Source organism: Sporomusa acidovorans (assembly GCF_900101845.1).
Lineage (GTDB): Bacteria > Bacillota > Negativicutes > Sporomusales > Sporomusaceae > Sporomusa > Sporomusa acidovorans.
This window is the reverse complement of sequence record NZ_FNAM01000044.1, coordinates 1-20,152: the sequence shown is the minus strand read 5'-3', so window position 1 is coordinate 20,152 and position 20,152 is coordinate 1. Positions and strand designations below refer to the sequence as shown.

The 20,152-nt window shown below is 39.2% G+C and carries 17 protein-coding genes; 10 read left to right on the top strand and 7 right to left on the bottom strand.

The window, feature by feature from the left end:
• Nucleotides 1-261: 261 nt before the first annotated feature.
• From BLR65_RS22665 to BLR65_RS22655, 3 genes are read right to left on the bottom strand one after another with little or no spacing between them, the layout of a single operon-like run.
• The gene (locus BLR65_RS22665; protein ID WP_093796448.1) at nucleotides 262-1,614 is read right to left on the bottom strand and encodes a PTS ascorbate transporter subunit IIC; all 1,353 of its coding nucleotides are present in this window, start codon (nucleotides 1,612-1,614) and stop codon (nucleotides 262-264) included.
• A gap of 23 nt (nucleotides 1,615-1,637) precedes the next feature.
• The gene (locus tag BLR65_RS22660) at nucleotides 1,638-2,498 is read right to left on the bottom strand and encodes a class II fructose-bisphosphate aldolase (protein ID WP_093796447.1); all 861 of its coding nucleotides are present in this window, start codon (nucleotides 2,496-2,498) and stop codon (nucleotides 1,638-1,640) included.
• A gap of 14 nt (nucleotides 2,499-2,512) precedes the next feature.
• Entirely contained in the window at nucleotides 2,513-4,012 is a 1,500-nt protein-coding gene (locus BLR65_RS22655) for an FGGY-family carbohydrate kinase (protein WP_093796446.1), read from the bottom strand.
• A 150-nt stretch (nucleotides 4,013-4,162) separates the two neighbouring features.
• On the opposite strand from BLR65_RS22655, the gene BLR65_RS22650 reads away from it, so the two are divergent.
• The 3 genes from BLR65_RS22650 to BLR65_RS22640 all read left to right on the top strand — a co-directional run bounded on the left by BLR65_RS22650 (nucleotide 4,163) and on the right by BLR65_RS22640 (nucleotide 6,829).
• Nucleotides 4,163-4,936, top strand: coding sequence for a DeoR/GlpR family DNA-binding transcription regulator (locus tag BLR65_RS22650; protein ID WP_093796445.1), 774 nt, complete (start codon nucleotides 4,163-4,165; stop codon nucleotides 4,934-4,936).
• A 32-nt stretch (nucleotides 4,937-4,968) separates the two neighbouring features.
• Nucleotides 4,969-5,532, top strand: coding sequence for a TetR/AcrR family transcriptional regulator C-terminal domain-containing protein (locus BLR65_RS22645; protein ID WP_093796444.1), 564 nt, complete (start codon nucleotides 4,969-4,971; stop codon nucleotides 5,530-5,532).
• Nucleotides 5,533-5,710: 178 nt separating this feature from the next.
• Nucleotides 5,711-6,829: a zinc-dependent alcohol dehydrogenase gene (locus tag BLR65_RS22640; RefSeq protein ID WP_093796443.1), complete on the top strand. Its 1,119-nt coding sequence runs from the start codon at nucleotides 5,711-5,713 to the stop codon at nucleotides 6,827-6,829.
• Between the two features lie 399 nt (nucleotides 6,830-7,228).
• Here BLR65_RS22640 and BLR65_RS22630 read toward each other — a convergent pair whose 3' ends face one another.
• Nucleotides 7,229-8,221: a LysR family transcriptional regulator gene (locus BLR65_RS22630; protein WP_093796442.1), complete on the bottom strand. Its 993-nt coding sequence runs from the start codon at nucleotides 8,219-8,221 to the stop codon at nucleotides 7,229-7,231.
• 280 nt (nucleotides 8,222-8,501) lie between these two features.
• Between BLR65_RS22630 and BLR65_RS22625 the strand changes: the two genes are divergently transcribed.
• Entirely contained in the window at nucleotides 8,502-9,611 is a 1,110-nt protein-coding gene (locus BLR65_RS22625) for a uroporphyrinogen decarboxylase family protein (protein WP_093796441.1), read from the top strand.
• 230 nt (nucleotides 9,612-9,841) lie between these two features.
• Here BLR65_RS22625 and BLR65_RS22620 read toward each other — a convergent pair whose 3' ends face one another.
• Nucleotides 9,842-10,780 carry a LysR family transcriptional regulator gene (locus BLR65_RS22620; RefSeq protein WP_093796440.1) on the bottom strand — a complete coding sequence of 313 codons (939 nt, stop codon included), beginning with the start codon at nucleotides 10,778-10,780 and terminating at the stop codon, nucleotides 9,842-9,844.
• A 318-nt stretch (nucleotides 10,781-11,098) separates the two neighbouring features.
• Here BLR65_RS22620 and BLR65_RS22615 point away from each other — a divergent pair, with 318 nt between their 5' ends.
• From BLR65_RS22615 to BLR65_RS22590, 6 genes are all read left to right on the top strand, one after another.
• The gene (locus BLR65_RS22615; protein ID WP_093796439.1) at nucleotides 11,099-12,391 is read left to right on the top strand and encodes an MFS transporter; all 1,293 of its coding nucleotides are present in this window, start codon (nucleotides 11,099-11,101) and stop codon (nucleotides 12,389-12,391) included.
• Between the two features lie 113 nt (nucleotides 12,392-12,504).
• On the top strand, nucleotides 12,505-13,617 hold the full coding sequence (locus BLR65_RS22610; protein WP_093796438.1) for a uroporphyrinogen decarboxylase family protein: 1,113 nt from the start codon (nucleotides 12,505-12,507) through the stop codon (nucleotides 13,615-13,617).
• Nucleotides 13,618-13,781: 164 nt separating this feature from the next.
• On the top strand, nucleotides 13,782-14,453 hold the full coding sequence (locus tag BLR65_RS22605) for a methyl-accepting chemotaxis protein (protein ID WP_425441022.1): 672 nt from the start codon (nucleotides 13,782-13,784) through the stop codon (nucleotides 14,451-14,453).
• A 26-nt stretch (nucleotides 14,454-14,479) separates the two neighbouring features.
• Nucleotides 14,480-15,940, top strand: coding sequence for an S-layer homology domain-containing protein (locus BLR65_RS22600; RefSeq protein ID WP_093796436.1), 1,461 nt, complete (start codon nucleotides 14,480-14,482; stop codon nucleotides 15,938-15,940).
• A 219-nt stretch (nucleotides 15,941-16,159) separates the two neighbouring features.
• Nucleotides 16,160-17,266, top strand: coding sequence for a uroporphyrinogen decarboxylase family protein (locus BLR65_RS22595; RefSeq protein WP_093796435.1), 1,107 nt, complete (start codon nucleotides 16,160-16,162; stop codon nucleotides 17,264-17,266).
• 347 nt (nucleotides 17,267-17,613) lie between these two features.
• Entirely contained in the window at nucleotides 17,614-18,063 is a 450-nt protein-coding gene (locus BLR65_RS22590; protein WP_093796434.1) for a hypothetical protein, read from the top strand.
• 764 nt (nucleotides 18,064-18,827) lie between these two features.
• On the opposite strand, the gene BLR65_RS22585 is transcribed toward BLR65_RS22590, so the two are convergent.
• A complete protein-coding gene (locus tag BLR65_RS22585; RefSeq protein ID WP_211285201.1) occupies nucleotides 18,828-19,979 on the bottom strand; it encodes an IS91 family transposase in 1,152 nt (383 codons plus the stop codon).
• Nucleotides 19,976-20,152, bottom strand: a 177-nt coding sequence (locus BLR65_RS31875; RefSeq protein ID WP_176772793.1) for a tyrosine-type recombinase/integrase, incomplete at its 5' end; no start/stop codon positions are given. The genes BLR65_RS31875 and BLR65_RS22585, both read right to left, overlap by 4 nt.

Below are 20,152 nucleotides of genomic sequence, written 5' to 3'. Positions count from 1 at the left end.
AAATCCAACTCATGCTTGGATTTGACAGTTTAGAAACCGCTAAAAAGCAATTTGTGAAATTGAAATTATGCGTATGACCAGAAAGGAGAAAGGGCAGGTTGAAGAAATTCAATCTGTCCTTTCTGAGGTTGAGTTCTTTAATATAATTAGAAGATAGCTTAATTTTCCACTAAAGATAGGCGTAACTTTGACTTTGTAGAATTTTTCCCCCAGAACTCAAAAAAGTTTGTAGGCTAATTTTTAAATGATTACAGTGATTATTTAATTACAATTTTTGGTATACTGAGATTCATTGTTTTTCGTAATTAAAGTCATTACGAATGGCAAGATAAAAATAATTACTATTACTACCATAAATACAACTTTATTTGTTGAAGATATAATACTGCCTAATATAGTATCCACAAAAAGAAAATCACTGTCTGAGAATGTTGTTGTTACGAAGCCAAATTTCGTAAATAAATTAATAAATAATATTGGCAGGAATGTCATAAAAATACCGTTTATAAAAGGGCCAAGAAGGGCTCCTTTACGTCCGCCTGTTGCATTTCCAAAGATAGCACTAAGTCCTCCGCAAAAGAAGTGGAACACAATACCGGGAAGTATAACAATTGTCCCAATTAGAATTTGAATTAGCATACCTAGAATACCACCTAAAAGGCTGCTTAAAAAACCGGCTAATAGAGCGTTCGATGTTCCTTTGAATAAAATGGCAAAGGGATATGCAGGAATAGCATTCGGAACAATTCGGCTGCTAAATCCTTTGAATGCCGGCGTGATTTCTTCGAGCAGCATATTTACGCCTGCAAGCAATACTACAATACCGGCAGCAAATTCAATTGCTTGCAGAAATGCCCAAACATAAGGATTCATATCTGTCAATTTTGCTATTACATTTGGACCGGAAATTATTGTTACTATAAAAAAGAGAAGGGTCATTACGAGAGATACCGAGACATTGCTATCCTGTAAAAAGGCTAATGATTTTGGAAATTCTATTTCTTCGATTGATTTTGAATTTTTTCCAAACGATTTTCCAATTTGCGCCGAAAGCCAATATCCCAATGTGCCAAAATGAGCGAAACTTTCATTATCTTTACCCGTTATTAATTTCATAGTTGGATGGGCAAGCGCTGGCATAATACAAAGAATTACACCCAATAAGAGAGAGCCGAAAATAATTGACTCAATGGTGTTAAATCCTGCTAAAATCATTACGGGCGTAATTGCACAAGCCATGTAGAATGCATGATCACTGGCCAAAAAAATGTACTTGTATTTTGTTAATCTAGCCAAGATAACATTCAATATTAAGCCTGCCACAAAAATGAAAGTTGCCACTGAACCATATTTTGCTATGATAACGGATATTGCGGCCTCATTGCTAGGTATAATTCCCTGCATGCTGAAGGCGCTTTCGAAAAGCTTGCCAAAATTTGAGAGCGCGCCAACAATCAATGTTGTACCTGCCAATAGAATTACAAAACCGAGTATCGCTCTGATTGTTCCTCTGATTATTTCTGTTATAGGTCTTTTTAAGGCGATTAATCCGAGAAGTACTACCAACCCTGCAATAATTGCTGGTTGCCCTAATAAATCACTTAAAAATTTCATTGTATTTCCTCCCATTAAGTTGGTTATGCTTTACCTGAAGATTGGAAAACTCGCATTTTTGAACGTACATCTTCTTTAATTAGATCAATAACCCACAGGGAAACATCAGAAATAAATATTTGTTTTGTTTCTTTATTCAATTTTTCTTTGACACTATTGGCGACATTGTAGGCCAGTGTGGAATAATAGTTAATTTTGCGGACGCCATTTCTAATGGCCTCTTGATACTCAAAATCACTCAATCCCGATCCGCCATGCATGACTAGTGGTACATCTACTTCGTTATTGATTTCAGCCAGACGTTTAAAGTCCAAATGGGGTTTTTTTGTATATACACCATGAACGGTTCCGAAAGCTACAGCTAATGCATCTATTCCTGTTTTCGTTACGAAATCTTTTGCGATTTTAGGATCAGTAAACGTGCTTTCCAGGGTGTCATAGAAATCGTTTGTTCCGCCACCTTCGCGGTTCATTGTTCCAAGTTCAGCTTCAACAGAAACATTCAAAGCGTGCGCAATTTTTACAATTTCCCTTGTTGTTGCGATATTATCCTCATAGGCCATTTTGGATGCATCAATCATAACAGATGAAAAGCCTACATGCATTGCCTGCAAAATTGTATCGAATGTTTCTGCATGGTCCAAATGAACAACCACAGGCACTTTGGCATTTCTTGCTGCATCAACCATAATAGGTGCGAGTACTTCTAAGGGGGCGTAATTTTTATGTACTTCGGCGAATTGTAAAATTACAGGTGAATTTTCCGTTTCGGCAGCCGCAATTACCCCTCTAACCATGTCTAAGTCAGTTACATTAAAAGCGCCTATCCCATATTTTTCAACACTTGCATGATTCAGTAAATTTTTCATGTTAACTACAGTCATATAAATCGTCCTCTCTAATCAGTTTCAAGCAGTTTTTTCTGTGACGCGTATAGCCCTTTATACTTGTTATAGTTTTTATTGTAAATATCAACATTTTTGGGGTTTGGCGCAAATATTTTTTCTATCTTTACCAGACTATTCATAGCTTCCTCAAACGACGGAAATAGCCCTACTGCAAATCCGGTCATAATAATGACCCCTAATGTTCCCGCTTCCTTTATTTTTACTGCTTTTATCTCCTTGTTGAAAATATCAGCTTTGATTTGTAGCCAAATATCCGACCTTGAACCTCCGCCGCAAGCTCTTAAAGAGTCTATGTGGATTCCGTTTTCCTCCATTTTTTCGATGTTTATTTTCAGCTCATAGGCAATCCCCTCTAACAAGGCTCTGAAAATTTTCGCTTTATTTGTATTACTATCTAAGCCAATCATTGCTCCTTTGGAGAAGGGATCCATATAAGGTAAGGCGGATCCGCTAAAATGTGGCAAGACCAATATTTCAGTGGGTTCTTTTGCCGCGTAGCTATTAAAAATATCATATACACTGCTATTGGTTTCAGCGGCTAATCTACTTTCTTCCTGTCCAAAAGTATCCCGGTACCATTTAAGTAACGTTCCCCCATCGTAAATATAAGCATATGTGGTAAACTTATCATCAATATAGGGCACCATCGCATAATTGTTTTCCGCAAGTTTCTCGGTATTCACACTGACAGAGAATATTGGTGCAATACAATCTACGGAGCCCATACCATCCATTGCCTCACCTATTTTATAGGTTCCTGAGCCTATAGCCGCACATATCTGATCATGCGCTCCCGTGACTAATGGCATGTCTTGCGGAAGGCCTAATTCTAACGCTAATTCTTTATTAATGGTTCCGACAATAGTACCCATAGGATATACATCAGGAAAAATGCTTTCTGTAAGTCCGGCAGCGGCCAGGATTTTCTCATCCCATTTTTTCTTTTCAACATTTAGCGACATTGTCCGGGCGGCAAGCGTATAGTCGATGGTGCAAATATTACCTAAACGATACAAAATATAACTGCCATACAAAAGTATTTTCCATATATCGTTGAATATTTCTGGCTTATTCTTTTTTATCCACATAATTTTGGGCAAAGAATATGTGCTGCTTGCCTTAAGTCCTGTGCGTTCCATTATTTCCTGTTCGGAAATAGACAGCAGTAAATCTTTAATTTCCCCGACACCTCTAATATCTGTATAGACCATGCTGTTCATTAAAACATTACCATTTTTGTCAATAGGGACAAAAGATTCGCCAAAAGATGAGACACTAACACCAAGAATTTTTTCAGTTACCTTACTGGCTGCCAATTTGATAACTTTTTTTGTACTATCCCACACGTCATTTGGATTTAGCTCAAAGTAGCCTTGTACTGGTGAAAAAGTATGGTATTCTGCATACGAATCTGATAAATAGTTACCACAATTATCGGTAATCGTACACTTAACTCCGGTTGTCCCTACATCAATACCCATTAATGCCATTGTATCCCCTCCCATTTTTTGTGTGTTACATTTCTCATTATAAAAGATATAGACTTTACTTCAATGGATGGTTATAATGTTGATAATTAATCATAAAACTACAAAAAAATGTTCATTTTTAATCAAAAATGAACATAGAGGAGTTGCAGTATGATCCCTTATGAACGGCAAGAAGCGATACTTAATTTGCTAAAAGGTAAAAAATTTTTAAAAACGCAAGCTTTAAGTCGAGAGTTATTTGTAAGTTCTGCTACCATTAGAAGAGACTTAGCCGAAATGGAAAAAAAAGGTCTAATTCGCAGAGTGACAGGTGGTGCAATTATCATCAAAGAGCCAAAGGATTTACCTTATGATTACACAAATCGGATAAATTTAGAACAAAAAGAAGTGATTGCATCTATTGCCGTTACTTTAATAAAAGATAACCAGAAGTTATTTTTAGATTCCAGCACAACAACTTACCGGATTATTAATAAACTAAAAAAGTTTGCTAACTTGACTATTCTTACGAATGGCATTCATACTGCAACTAAACTTTGCGAGTTAAACAATGTAGAAGTTTATTTAATTGGTGGGAATATAAATAAGTCGTATTTTAATATTTATGGCCCAGAAGCTAATCAAAATATAAAAATGCACTATAGTGACATAACTTTTATTTCATGTCGGGGATTGAGTACGAAAGGGGCTACTGATTCAAATGAAGGGGAAGCAGCTCTTAAAAGAGAATTTGCTCATAATACAGGTTGTTTAGTTTTACTAGTGGACAGTAGTAAATTTAATGTAACGTATTTTAATATTAGTGCTTACTTTGATGATATTGATGTGATAATTAGTGATAAAGCCTTGCCGCCGGATATACGGGACATTGCGGAAAAAAAGAATATAACGATACTGTATGAGTTTCAGTTAATTAACAAATAAATGATCATAATTCAATAAGGAGGGGCATGTATATGAATTTTTCCGAACGAACGAAATATACATTGGCAAATTCCATTAAAGAGCTAATGGAGAATGTTCCTCTGGATAAGATTACTGTTAGGGAAATTGTCGAAAATTGTGGTACGACTCGCCAAACATTTTACCGGAACTTTAAAGATAAATACGATTTAGTTAACTGGTATTTTGATAAAATTATACAAAAAACCATTAAACAGATGGGGCTTAGTCTATCACTGGAAGAAGGTCTCATAAAAAAATTTGAGTTCATGCAAGAAGATAAATATTTTTTTATGTCAGCCTTTACCTCCTCGGATCTTAATAATTTGTTTCATTATGATTACTGCTGTATTTACGAATTCTATAAAGAGGTTGCCATGTCGAAGAGGCCATTAACGGAGGAAATTGGTTTATTATTGGAATTTTACTGTCGAAGTTCTATGGATATGACGGCTGACTGGGTAAGAAAAGGTATGAGAATTTCTCCCGCGACAATGGCACGGATTCTAGTAGATGCTATGCCACTGCGTCTGCACGAATATTTAAGTGACTTATCCAGATACAGACATACAACATGAAGATATCATTTTGTTTCTTGTTACAATTGGTAAGAGTTATTAATAAGTGACAAAAAAATAGAATTGTAAAGATACGTGACAGATGAATGTAAGTGAAACTTGTTCTAAATACCAAATATTCCTATAATTGTGTGTAGACGAAATTTTTCATAGAAACAAAAGCGGGGAGGTATTTAGGATGAATGATTTCAAAATTCCGAAAATAGCCAAAATTTCAGCTTTGACAGGTGTTCGAAACATGGAAGTAAAAGAGCTTCCGGTTCCAGAAATTAACGATGATGAAATTTTAGTACACGTTGAAGGTTGCGGAATTTGTGGTACAGACGTTCATGAATTTAAGGGAGATCCTTTTGGTTTTATTCCTGTTCAATTAGGACATGAAGGTACAGGAATAATAGTTAAACTTGGCAAGAATGTAACCAAAGATTATTATGGCAAACCATTGGCCGTGGGTGATAAGATTGTAACCGGACTTCGTCCCTGTGGAAAATGTGATACTTGCACTAAGCATCCTGAGAAAATTCACTTATGTGAAGGCGGAGAAATATTTGGATTAATTCCTGGCGAAAGTGCCTATTTTAATGGTTGGTTCGGTGAATATATCAAAATTAATCCGGGTGGCGTTGTATTCAATGTAAGTGATATGGATCTGGATTTAAGAATTCTTATAGAACCTGCAGCTGTTATTGTACATGCAGTAGAAAAAGCAAAAGAAATTTTTAATTTCAAGCATGATTCTTGTGTATTAGTGCAAGGCTGCGGTCCTATCGGATTACTGCTACTAACTTTAGTTCGTACAATGGGTGTGAGAAATATTATTGCAGTCGATACGGACCAAAAGAGACTGGATATTGCAAAAAAATTAGGGGCATCTGCAATTGTTAATGTCACTAAAACACAGGATCCTGTAGCTGATGTAAAAGTACTTACTAATGGTTTGGGTGCGGAAATGGCATTTCAATGTACTGGTTCACCCAAAGCTGCTTCCATGGTTTGGAATTACGTGCGGCGGGGTGGAGCTTTATGCGAATTAGGATTCTTCGTAAATAACGGAGATGCAACATATAATCCACATTTAGATATTTGTAATAAGGAAATTAAGGTTGTTGGCTCGTGGACATATCAAGCATGTGATTGGATTCAGGCCTGCGAGTTCTTAAAAGAGGCTCAGCTTCGTGGAATTCCTGTAGAAGAACTAATATCACATCGTTATGGCCTTGAGGAAATGAACGAAGCTATGGAAATGAATATTAGTATGCAAGGCTGCAAAATTATATATCAAAATAAAAACATTTAGTTAATAACAGAAAATACAAATATTGATTTAATTCTAAGGTAAAGACTCCATAGTTTCATTTAGGAATATGTACAAAAATAACAGCGACATCTCAGCAAACATATGAGATATCGCTGTTATTTATTTTCTTTAATTGGCATAAAAAACTGAACCACATCAACTTCTAATCCGTCAACAATAGCAAATAAAACACATTCCAGAGAAAAAGTCTTAGTCCGAATTAGGTGCTTCTATCTTAGATAAATAACTCTTACTGCTACCAATTTTATCTACTAATTCTTCCAGGGAAAGACCTTACGGATGCGATAATAGACAATTCTTTTAGCAATCTGGCGATAACGTTCGTCATTGCTGGATTCCATAAATGGTTTCACCTCTACAATCAAATTATAGAGGTCTTTAAGACGAGGGGACGGAGGAAATGTCTTTAGAGGACGGAACCACCGTCCCTGTCCTCTGCGTATCAAAGAGCAGCTTTTGAAACACTATTGGATTTAACGAATGCGTTGAAGCGAGAAAGGATTCCATTACCTTAAGAAATAGAGAGATGCTGGGATTATCATTATTACGATTCCACGCGACTGCTACATCAACAGATATATCATCTCCGACGACAGTGAGGATATTTAATGTTGGACTGGCATAGCCCAAAGGAATATGGCGAGGCAATAAGGAGATACCGAAACCAGCTTCTACCATCATTAAGACGGTCATAATATCAGAAACTGGATCTACACTAGGGCTGAATCCACGGTTTGAACAAACACGTTTTAGATTAGTATAAGCCCTAGGCGCATTTTGGGGGTGAAATATAAAATCTTCTTTAGATAATTCGGCGCGAGTTATGTCGGTTCTACCTGCCCATGGATGATTGGCTGGAACTATAAGACAAAGCTCATCGGCGTATAATTTATGCCAGCAGATATTGGTAAGCTTTGTTGTTTCCCATACTTGTATAAATCCAATATCAATTTCAGCATGTTCTAACGTATCGTCAATAGCTCCATGTGAAAGTTGTTTGCATGATAATTGGATAGAAGGGTATTTTTGCCGAAATTGATATAACAATTTTGGTAGAAAGTACCTTTCAGCAAAACCTAAATAACCAACTTTCAGTTTTCCGGATATTCCGGAAGCTATCTGACGGGTTAATTTTATTGCTTCTTCAGTCTGGGACACAATGGCCTTGGCTTCATGTAATAACGCTTCTCCTGCCGCAGTAAGAGATATGGAATTTCTTTTGCGATTAAATAGAATTACCCCTAAGTCACTTTCAAGCTCGGAGATTTGTTGACTAAGCGCCTGCTGACTTATATAGATATGTTTAGCTGCCGCGGTAAAATTAACATATTCTGCTGCGGCTATAAAATATCGAAGTTGCCGTATATCCATGGCTCCCCCCAAAAAAAACACAACTTTTTGTGTTTATTATACATCCTGATTTTTCAGAAAACAATTAACCTACAAGTAATACTTGTGATGCTAAAATTTATTCCTGTTTTGCTATAAAGCTACTATCGAGTTAAAATGAATTGTAGAAAAATTAATACAATTAAGCGAATTGTCGTCATATTATGACCAAACGCGAAAGGAAGGTGAAAATCAGGATCAACATCCAGCGTCAAAAATATAGGATTTAAATAACCATAACTACGAAGGGAGAAATAATATTATGAAAACGACCCAAGAATTATATAATGAACGATTAAACCGTATAAAAAAGGCGGTAGCACTTGAAACGCCAGATCGCGTCCCTGTTGTTCCAGCGGGTATTGCTTTTGCAGCCTATCACTTGGGAGTTAAAACATCCGAATTTGCCGTTAATGCCGAGTTATCTCATAAAACCATGTTAGAATCATTTACTTCATTAGGCGAACTTGATGGTGTGCAGGAGTCACTTTTCCATATTTCTTCATTGGGAAGTTTGTGGTTATCAAGATTTAAGCTCCCTGGTCGCGAATTGCCGGAAAACACTCTTTGGCAAACAGATGAGGTTGAACTTATGACAGTTGAGGACTATGACATAATAATTAATAAAGGCTTTAGTTATTTTCTCGCAGACTACTATAAAAATAGGTTGGATGATTTGGGTGCTCAGTTAAAACAGAATGCTCCGTTTTATCCCACGGCAGTTAAGAATTTTCGTGAGTCCGGCCTTGTTGTTATGCAATCTGGCGCCTTCACAATCCCGTATGAAATGTTCTGTGGTGGCCGTACCTTAACTAAGTTTAACAAGGATTTATATAAGATTCCTGATAAGGTACAAGCCGCTATGGAAACTGCTATGCCTGAGATACTTAATTCAATAAAGACGCGTCTGTCAACCTCACAGCCGGTGGCCGTTTGGGTTGGCGGTTGGCGAGCGGCCAGTGAATTTTTATCTCCGAAAATTTGGCGTCGCTTCGTGTGGCCATATTTTAAACAGGTTGTTGAGGCTGTAGTTGCGGAAGGGGTTATTCCTGTATTGCATTTAGATTCTAATTGGGAACGAGATCTTGAATTTTTCCGAGAGCTTCCAAGAGGAAAATGTATTTTTTCGCCTGACGGTTCTACAAATATTTTTAAAGTAAAAGAGATTTTAGGCGACCATATGTGTATAATGGGTGATGTCCCAGCTGCTATGCTTACAATTGGAACAGAGGATGAGGTGTATGAGTATAGTACAAAATTAATTAGAGAAATTGGTCCTTCCGGTTATATTCTTTCCACTGGGTGTGATCTACCTTTTAACGCAAAGGTGGAAAACGTAAAAGCTATGATATCTGCCGCTACTGGTAAGTAAGAAGGATATTATACAGACGCAGACGGGGCTTTCTCTTATAGTTAGAAAAACTATTTTGAGAAAGCCTCTTGTGGCGTGTTATGGAAGTAACTCAAGAGTACATAAAGCTAGGAAACATATTTTATATGACAGTGGTGCCATGTTCATTAAAGTAACTTACTGTAGAAATTATCCAGGGTGAAGCTAATCATCAACAGCTCTCGAGAAGACGAGGGGACGGAGGAAATGTCTTATAGGACGGAACCACCGTTCCCTCGTCCTTTGTTATTGGGATTTAATGATTTCTTAGAATCGAGAAATGGTTCTAGTTCTTTAAGAAATAGGGAGATGCCAGGGTTAGAATTAGTATGATTCCATGCAATGGATACATAAACTGTCGCGTCCTCATCGTCAACGTTAATAACTTTTAATAAGGAACTGGCATATCCTAATGGAATATGGCGTGGAAGCAGGGAGATGCCAAAACCCGCTTCTATCATCATTAATACGGTTAGAATATCGGAAACTGGATTAACACAGGGACGGAATCCACGGTTTGAACAAACACGCATTAGGTTGACATAAGCCCTAGGTGCGTTTTTAGGATGGAATACAAAAGTTTCTTTAAATAGCTCAGTATGAGCTACGTTGCTCTTACGCGCCCACGGGTGGTTGGATGGAACTACGAGACAAAGCTTGTCATCATATATCTTTTTCCATGAAATACCGGGGATAGTAGCTTTATCCCATAATTGTATAAAGCCAATGTCAATATCAGCTTGTTCTAATGCGGCCTCAATGGCTCCATTGCTAAGCTGATGACAGGATAACTCGATAGAGGGATATTTTTGTCGAAATTGGTATATTAATCTTGGCAGAAAATATCTTTCGGCAAAGCCCAAATAGCCGATTTTTAGCCTGCCAGTTATCTTGGAAGCTACCTGACGGGTTACTCTAATCGCCTTTTCAGTCTTGGCAACAATGGACTTGGATTCGCGTACGAGAGCTTCCCCTGCGGCGGTGAGGGATAGGGAATTACCGCGATTAAACAGAGTTACTCCTAATTCACTTTCTAACTCGAAAATCTGCTGACTGAGCGCTTGCTGACTTATATAGATATGTTTGGCCGCCGCGGTAAAATTAAGATGCTCCGCTGCGGCAATAAAATATCGAAGCTGCCGTATGTCCATAGATACCACCACCCCTTGTCAAAAGGTCAGAATATTATAACGATATTATACATCCAGACTTTTCGAAAAACAATTAACTTAATTACAAGTATTACTTGTTAAGCCTAAAAGCAAAGACTGTTTCCCAACAAAGCTGTAACAAGATACAATAAAAACAAAATTTTAGGAAAATTGCGCAATCTGGGGGGTGATTTGCTATCAATTGTACTGTGTTAAGCATTACAAGAGAAAGGAGATTAATGTTGACATCGAGGTGGAAAACGCAATAGTTATTAAAGCAATAATAGGTAACTAGCAACTAACAAGGAGGTCGGTAAAGTGAGCGATGAGCGCAAGTTTTATGGCTGGAATCTGGTTGGGGTCTTATGGTTTATCTATTTATTGAATATGGGATTTGTACTTTACGGCGGCGTTGTTATTCATACTTACATGATGAAGGAAATTGTTATGGATCGGGCTACCTATGGATTGGCATTTACATTGGTAAATTTTTTTACTGGCGTTCCCGCCGTGCTTGTTGGTACTTCAGTAGTTAAATATGGCGTCAGGTGGACAATGTTATTTGGCAGCGCTCTATTGGTTATTGGAACGGTATGGATGGCACTTGTAACATCGGCGCCGTGGCATTACGTGGTTGGATTCGGTGCTATTTTAGGCCTTGGAATGGGTTTCAGCACTATCGTTCCCCTTACTACGGTTCTGTCTCGTTGGTTTGTCAGAATGAGGGGACGGGCTATCGGAATTGCCATGACCGCGTCTGGCTTTGCGGGGTTTATTGCTTCGCCGCTAATGAATAAGATCATGGTTTCTAATGACGGTGATTGGCGCCAAGGGTGGCTTATTATTTTGGGACTCGTGATCTTTGGTGCTATTATTACTTTTATTTTTGTCAAAGAACGACCAGAAGATATGGGACAAGTTCCCGATGGTAAGATTATTGACTCGACGGTCTCACCTTCAGTTGATGGCCCATTAATTACAAAATACTCGTGGACTCCGTCTGAAGCTTATCGGACATTGGCCTTTTGGTTAGTTTTTATTGCTGCAATTGCTGAAGGATATCCGTTCTATTTTTTTACCGCCCATTGGATTCCACACCTGAGAGGTCTGGGTATTAGTGCCGCAGATGCCGCTTTGGCTATGGGCATGTTCACCATGGGGGGGATTGCAGGCCGGATCATTGGCGGTTGGCTAATGGATAAGATCGCAGCGCGCTATGCGTTCGCTACAGGCCTTTGCGGTTATATTATCGGATCTATTTTAGCCATGCAAGTAACTCCCAACAATCTAATTCTTGGTTATATAGCAGCTATCTGCTATGGGGCAGCCTTCGGTTGGACCTTTGTTTGCCAAAATACCGTTGTTGCCAATTTCTTCGGGGCTAAAAATTACCCTAAGATTAATGGTACTCTTTTCTCTGGGTCGGTCTTGGTGGGCTGTTGTTCGGGATTAATTGGTGGAAAAGTTTTTGACATATTTAAAAGTTATAACCCGGCGTTTTATATTATTATGACGATCGTAGTAATAGGAATCATAGCAATTATTTTTGCCAAAATGCCAGTGGCGCCCTCGGTTCGGTCGAGCGAAAATGGTAGTAAAATAGCTGGTTAGGTTCAATATGCTTTAGCAGCTACATTTTGATAAAAAATGGTCCGGTGATAAGTTTGTTTGGAGGATAGGAGAAGGTATTTTAATTTAATTAATTAATAACTGGAGGATTTTTCATGGAAAGTAGTAACGAACTATACTTAAAACATTTTAATCGTCTAAAAAACGCAATTGAATTGGGTACGCCTGACCGTGTACCGGTGATACTGGCCGCGGATTCTTTTTTCGCCCGCCATATGGGGGTTCCACTGGCTGATTATATTAATGATTTAGAAGCAGCTAGTCGTACCAATATAGCATCTATTGCCCAGCTCGGGGAGGTGGATGGAGTTGAATATTTAGTTCCTATTATCAGAGCGTTAGGGATGGCGTCTATGGCAAAATTGAAATTGCCCGGAAGAGAACTGCCTGCTGACGCACAGTGGCAAATTGACGAAATTAATCCGATGAAACCCGAAGACTATGATGTAATTATTGAAAAGGGTTTTAACGTATGGGCACAGCAAATTTTTCAGAACGAGTTGAAACAGTCTTGGGATGATTTCCTATGGCACCGGTCCGCCAACTGGCCCCAAATAACGGAAAACTACATCAACGCTGGCATTGTTCCGGTCAGCCCGGCAACAACCGCGCCGCCGTTTGACCGCCTTTCCAACGCGCGCGGAATGGCAAATCTATTTACGGATATGTATCGCGTTCCTGATAAAGTAGAAGCTGTAATCAAGATAATGACCGAAGAGATGAAGGAAACAATCAAGACTACAATCGCTCAGTCAAAACCGTTCGCGTACTTTATTGGTGCCACCCGCTCCGCAACAGAATATATGTCGAAGAAAATGTGGGAGCGTTTTTGCTTACCGAACATAAAAGAAATTGTCGAAACAGTTATAAATGCGGGTTCCTACCCGCTGTTACACTGGGACAACAACTGGGACCGGTCGTTAGAGTATCTTAAGGAACTACCTAAGGGTAAATGTATTTTGGCTACTGACAGTAATACCGATTTGTTCAAAGCAAAAGAAATTCTCGGCGATCATATGTGTCTGATGGGTGACATACCTGCAGCCATGCTCACCTTAGAAACACCCGAAAAAGTATATGACTATAGTAGTAAGTTAGTCAAGAATCTTGGGCCAAAAGGGTTTATTCTTGCGGTTGGTTGCTGTGTTCCCCTCAACGCGAAAGTTGAGAATATAAAAGCTATGATTTCCGCCGCTACCGGTAAATAGGAAAGAGGAGAATAACCATAAAAAAGTTGGAGTCTATTGCTGCCACCGCTGAAACATTCTGTGCTTTGATTCCCTACGACTGTCACGCTACTGTAACTGATAGCAAAGGAAAAATCCTTTGCTATATTCCTGCCAAGACCTATGATACTGGTTTGCAAGTAGACATGATATTAGACAAGGGAACTACTATTCAGAGATGTGTTTCTTTAAAGCAGAAAGTGAGTGCGGTTCTTCCGGAACATTTATATGGGGTAAAACTCAAGATAGCTGTTGCTCCTATTATTGAAGAGGACGGAACTGTTTCTGGGACGATAGGCATTGGAATATCAATGAAAATACAGGATTCAGTTCATGCAGCTTCCAAGTCAATTGCTGCTACTGCTGAGCAGATCAGTTCTACCGCCGGAGAACTGGCTTCGACGGCTGTTAAGCTAGCTGAGAATATAAATAAGGCAAAAGACGTTAGTCAAACGGTATTGGGCCATATTGAAAAGACAGATGATATTTTACAGTTTGTTAGTGAGGTGGCTGATAATTCAAACTTGTTAGGCCTAAATGCTGCAATTGAAGCTGCTCGGGCTGGAGAACAAGGCCGAGGTTTTGCGGTAGTTGCCGATGAAATTCGCAAAATGGCGCTGAATAGTTCTCAATCGGTTAAAGATATCAAACAGATATTACAAACTATACAAAATGCTACTCAATCAGAGGTACAGACAATTTCAATGATCTCGGAACTTGGAGAACGGCAGGCAGCGGCAACAGAAGAAATGTCTGCGGCTATACAGCAATTGACGGCAACTGCTGTGGGACTAGAAAAAATTGCCAACGTAACATAAAAAATAAAAATGAGGAGAGAGAGTTTATGCAGAAAGCAAAAACACTAAAAAAATGGATGGCAATCGTTCCTTTGACGCTAATGTCTATTACCATGGCTGGGTTTCCCATTGTTGATCATCCTGTCCATGCCGCTGCTACCACGGCGTCTTTTAGTGATGTCCCCACTGATCACTGGGCCTATGGTGCAGTAGGAAAATTAGTAAAAGCGGGCCTTGTAGACGGTTATAGTGACAAATCGTTTAAAGGCGACAGAACCATGAGTCGGTATGAATTTGCAATTATCGTTGCCAAAGCAATGGACAAGTTTGATGCAGCTGATGAAAGCAATAAGGAACTAATTGATAAACTGTCCTCAGAATTTGCTGGTGAACTTAATCGGTTGGGCGCTAGAGTTGCAAAAGTTGAAGCTAAGACAAATACTTGGGTAAGCGGTGAAACCCGGTTCCGTTATCTGGGCAATGACCCCAAGGCGGGCGGAACAAAGATGCATGGTTCAGACCGCTTCGATTTCCGCCAACGTATTAAATTTAATGGAACCATTAATGATGATGTTTCCTGGACAGCACGACTTTTGATAACAGGTAAAGCAGGAAATTACAACAACGCAACTGATGGAAGTAACGCTGCCTTTGATATATTTGCTGTAACTGCCAAGAATACCCTCGGCTTTGATAAAGTTCGTATTGGCCGTTTCCCCTTGGATTCCTTTACCCATGCTCTTTTTGGTAAAGCAGTGGGCGTTGACGGTATTCGCGTTGATAAAAATATAGGTAAAGTATTGTTTACCGGCGCGGTAAACAACGTTAAGAGCAATGCTAATCAAAATACGGGTACCGGGGACAGCGGTGATGCCAAAACCCTTACTACCGCTCAATTAACGGGAAAATTAAATGATAAAATTGGCTGGAAAACTGGTTACTACTGGTCAGATGTTCCGGGTACCAGCACTGCAGAGGGAAAAGGATCACTTAATACTAATGTTGGTGCCTTTGATCAGTCTAAAGGCTGGACAGCTGGCTTTGATGTCAAGGTGGGTAACTTAATGCTTATTGGGGACTATGTTTCAACAAGTCTTACCAATGCAAAAGGACTCCCATCATCACCTAAAGGCTGGGCAATCGAACTTTCAAGTGCAGTCAATCAGCCTCCGGCCTTCTTCTCAGTGAAAAATCTTGTGGATTATAAGAAAAAGGGCGATTTCGGTTGGTCAGTTGCCTATCGCAGTATTGACGCGGGTGCAGTCCCTTCCGGTGCCGGTGGATTTGACGCCCAAGCCGTTAGCTATGCTACAGATCCCTACTCCACCATCATGAAAGGCACGGATAACATAAAAGGTCTTTTTGTAGCTTTTCAAAATACAATCTGCAAAAATGTAATCTGGACAATTGAGGGTCAAGATCTCAAAATCAAAAATAAAAACCTGACTGGATTGGCTTCTGATGATCTTGGAAAAACCTATATGACCAAGATTGAATTTTTCTATTAAAACTTGGAAAAATTAATCAGTTAGTGTAACAGGCCCCGACTCGATCGGGGCCCCTCTTGGTGCAATTTACATCCAATATAACGAATATATCAAGAATATTATGCCGCCTTTGATAATCTGATCAGGGTGTCAAAGATTCAGGCTAGTGGGGGTTATACGTTAATATGATTTCACGAAAATATAATTAGGCGGAATTTGATATGCGAGGAGTAGATTATAATGAAGACACCACAAGAATTACTTCAGGAACGTAAAGAAAGATTGAAAAAGACCATTGCTTTTGAGCAAACGGACCGTACTCCTGTTATAATCGCGGGAGATGCTGTGTTTGCAAGACATGTAGGCATGAAGTTGTCAGAATTTGTTTCAAACATGAAAGCTTCCCATCAAGCAATTCTGTCTTCATTTAAAGATTTAGGCGATGTGGATGGAACAGGCAGTACATATGCAACCGCCACAATTTTTCCATTAATCTTTTATTCGAAAGTCAAATTGCCTGGGCGTGAGCTTCCTGATGATACTCCGTGGCAGCTTGATGAGCAGGAATTGATGACAGTGGAAGATTACGATACCATTCTGAATAAAGGCTGGAAAGCTTTTAGTGAGGATTATTTGAAAAGTCGGGTTGGCTTTGATCTTGATTCGATCCGTGAACAATTGAAGGATGTCCCACAATTTATTAAAGATTTTGAGGATGCCGGCATTGTGGTATATTCTCCCAAAGCATCCTCTACGGTAAATGAATTTTTGGGCGGCGGCCGGTCGTTTCCTAAATTCATGAGAGATATGTTTAAAATGCCGGATAAGGTTGAGGCTGTTTTAGATGTTATTCTTGAAGAAAATCTAGCAGAATTACGTCAGCAAATACGAGCCATTAAACCTATGGTTGTCTTTATGTCGCCGGCTCGGGGAGCAAGTGAATTTTATTCGCCGAAGATCTGGCAGCGTTTTGTCTGGAAGTATCTAAAAGCAGCTGCCGAGGCAATTATTGAAGAAGGTGCGATAGCAGACCTTCACATTGACGGTAACTGGGAGCGGGATTTGAAATTTTTCAAAACCTTACCTAAACATAAATGCATCTTTGAGTCTGATGGCGCTACCAACATCTATAAAGTGAGAGATGTTCTCGGCGACCATATGTGTATTAAGGGGGATGTCCCTGCTGCTATGTTAGCGCTTGGCACTCCTGACGACGTGTATAATTATTCTACCAAATTGATTAAGGACATGGGCAAAGGATTTATTCTTGCTTCCGGTTGTACGATACCGCCAAATGCAAAATTTGAAAATGTTAAGGCTATGGTTGCCGCCGCTACTGGTAAGTAGCATCATGGATTAATTCAAACTAATTGTTCTATCAAGTGTATTGTTCATGGATAATAAAGGTAAAACACCTCAATGTCTGGTCAAGTAAGTGCAATCAATACTGGCTACCATTTGGGGTGTTTTCCTGCAATTAGAAAACAAATGAATGTACGGATAAAGTGAGACAAGAGTCAAGGTCTGACTGATAAGTTATTAGTATTACTGGTTGGGCAAGAAATCAAATGTGTGGAATGGTTGGTAAAATACCATCCAAGAGGTAACGGATTAGCCGTTATGCATTGACAGTCCTAACGAGAAAGAGTTCAACTTATAAGATCTTTGAGCTTTGTTTTAGGAAGTGGATAAGTGTGAAAAAACAGATAAGGATCAACGGTATAAACCGTCTAAACGAAAGTAGAATGAATCCAACCACTATAGAACCAAACACATCTTTTACTGTCAGCATTGATAAGTTAAAGGCTTTCTCAAAGTTAAACGATAATATCGTTAAGAAGATCGCAGATATTACCAGTCAAACTTACCTAATAGAATCAAAATTAAAGAATCAAGAGTACAGGAATCTAATAAAAATCCGTTTGTTTGCGGAACAATCGCAAGAAGTAGCAATAAAAATAGATTCTTTAATTTACAAAGTTCTGTTTAAATTCAGCAAACCGATAATAAATAACCAAATTGAAGAATTCGGTGAAACTGTAAACTATATGGAGGAGATTGCGCAATATTGCCAGATGCTGATTATTATGGTAGAAAAATTACGAGTTAGAATAAATAAATTTTTGCCAGAATCCAAAATTTGAAATAGCGGTTGGACGCAAAGCTCTTAGTTAGAAAGTAGGATGGCTTTTATTGTCCTCTACGACTAGTTATTATATAACCAAGTTTCGAAACTAAAAAGGGAGCGCAAAAACTTTCAATATCACCAAAAGGCTGGGCTGTCGGAATTACTGACGCCACTAAGCGGGTCAAAATAATTATAATGATTTCAAGTGACACGACCACCTGATGTTTTATTTTTATCGCACATCAAGTGGTTTTTTATTGCCATGTGGTTTTGCGTTGATTCTTACAGAAGTGATGTTACGAATCTGCTATTATGCAAGAACCCTAAAATCTAGTAGGATCTCCACCATAGCTGATTGCAAAAATATTATACGTGCTTCGGTCTTGTGTGGGAAAAATAAAATTTTCATCAGATGTTTCCTTTAAATCGAGAGTTTTCCTTCTTGCCAGAAAGACTCTCGGGGACGGTTCGTGAAGGGTTCAATCGGAAGTTTTGCGCGCAAAAAGGCTCAACTAGCAGCAGCTGACTGCCAGTTGAGCGACAAAACTATCTACGCGCAAAATTTTTGATTGCCCAGAAGAAGGAAATCGCTGGCTGGGTGGCTATGGATTTTCAATCAACCGTCTTTTCGGTTTTTTTATCTTTTTCTGAAAAAAGTTGCTCATTTGGCTGCTGTTTGGCTGTTGATATGGACGTATCATTGCTGGATTTCCTCAAATTGGACATACTTTTCCCCTCCCCACTAATGGGTCTTGCTACGAATATATAATTTTCTCCACATTATGGTGATGAACCCTGAAAGAACGAATAGACTAGTTTTAGCTTTCCTTTAGCGCACACAGGGCAAAGGGTTACATCTTTACCAGTAAGAATCGAGAGAATTTCTGTTGTAGTAAGTCCTTCAAACTTTGCTTGGTATAGTGGACTGCCGGTTAATTTCCGGCAGAGAGCCAACTTCGTCTGTTTGTTGCGGTTGGAGAGCAAGCCATAGTATCTGATTTTGACAAACCCTTTGGGCAATACATGCATGAAAAAGCGCCGGAGAAATTCAATGCCGGTTAGGGTTAGCTTTTTTGTCTGGTTATTGTGTTTTCGGTCTTTTACAGTAATCGTTACGGTATTTCCATCCATAGCGACAATCCGGCTATTGAATAGGGCAATACGATGGGTATATCTTCCCAGGTATTTGACAACTGCCAACGGTCCGGAAAATGTCCGTTTGGTATAAGAGTACCAGTTTTTTCGATAACACTGATCCAGCAAGGCTTGAAAGGGCTTGGGATTTTGATATTGCTGGGCGTCGCCATAAAACGCCAGTAAATTTTGGTGATAGTACTGCTTCAAATGGTGCAGAAATTTGCCGCGAAACTTTTTTGATAATACTTTTACAGGAATAAAAAACTTTTTATTCGCGCTTCGCCACTGGTTTTTCTTAGTAAGTCCACCCGCCAATACGACAGTATGAATGTGCGGATGGTAGTGTAAATCTTGCGCCCAGGTATGAAATAAAGAGAAAAAACCGATTTGCGCTCCAAGATAGTTGTCATCGGCGGCAAGTTCCAGGAGTGTTTGGGCAACGGCCTTATACATGAGATTGTAGAGTAGTTCTTGGTTGTGATAGATCAGAATTTGAAGCTCTTGGGGCATAGTAAATACGACGTGAAAATAGGGAGCATGAAGAATATCCTGGCTGCGTTTGTCAATCCATCTGGCTTTTGTGAGGCCTTGACAGGTGGGGCAGTGGCGATTGCGGCAGAATTGTAGTAAATGGCCAAATGGCCGCATTCTTCGCAAACAAAGGCATGCCCCCCTAACCTGTGCTGTCCGGCAACACAGAATATCCCGATAGACTTTGGCCTGCTGCGCAGACAAAGGATAGCTCTTGGTAAATTGGGAATGAAACTGATGAAGCGCATCTTGTACGGTACTCATTGTTTTTGGTTGCAGCCAGTATCAAGAGGACTTTTAACCCCAATAAGACTTTTCGAGGTCATGTGAAGATACGCTACTGTAGTATTAAGATGTTTATGTCCCATCATTTGTTGAATAAATACCGGATCGATGCCTTCTTCCAGAGCATGGGTAGCAAAACAGTGCCTCTTATG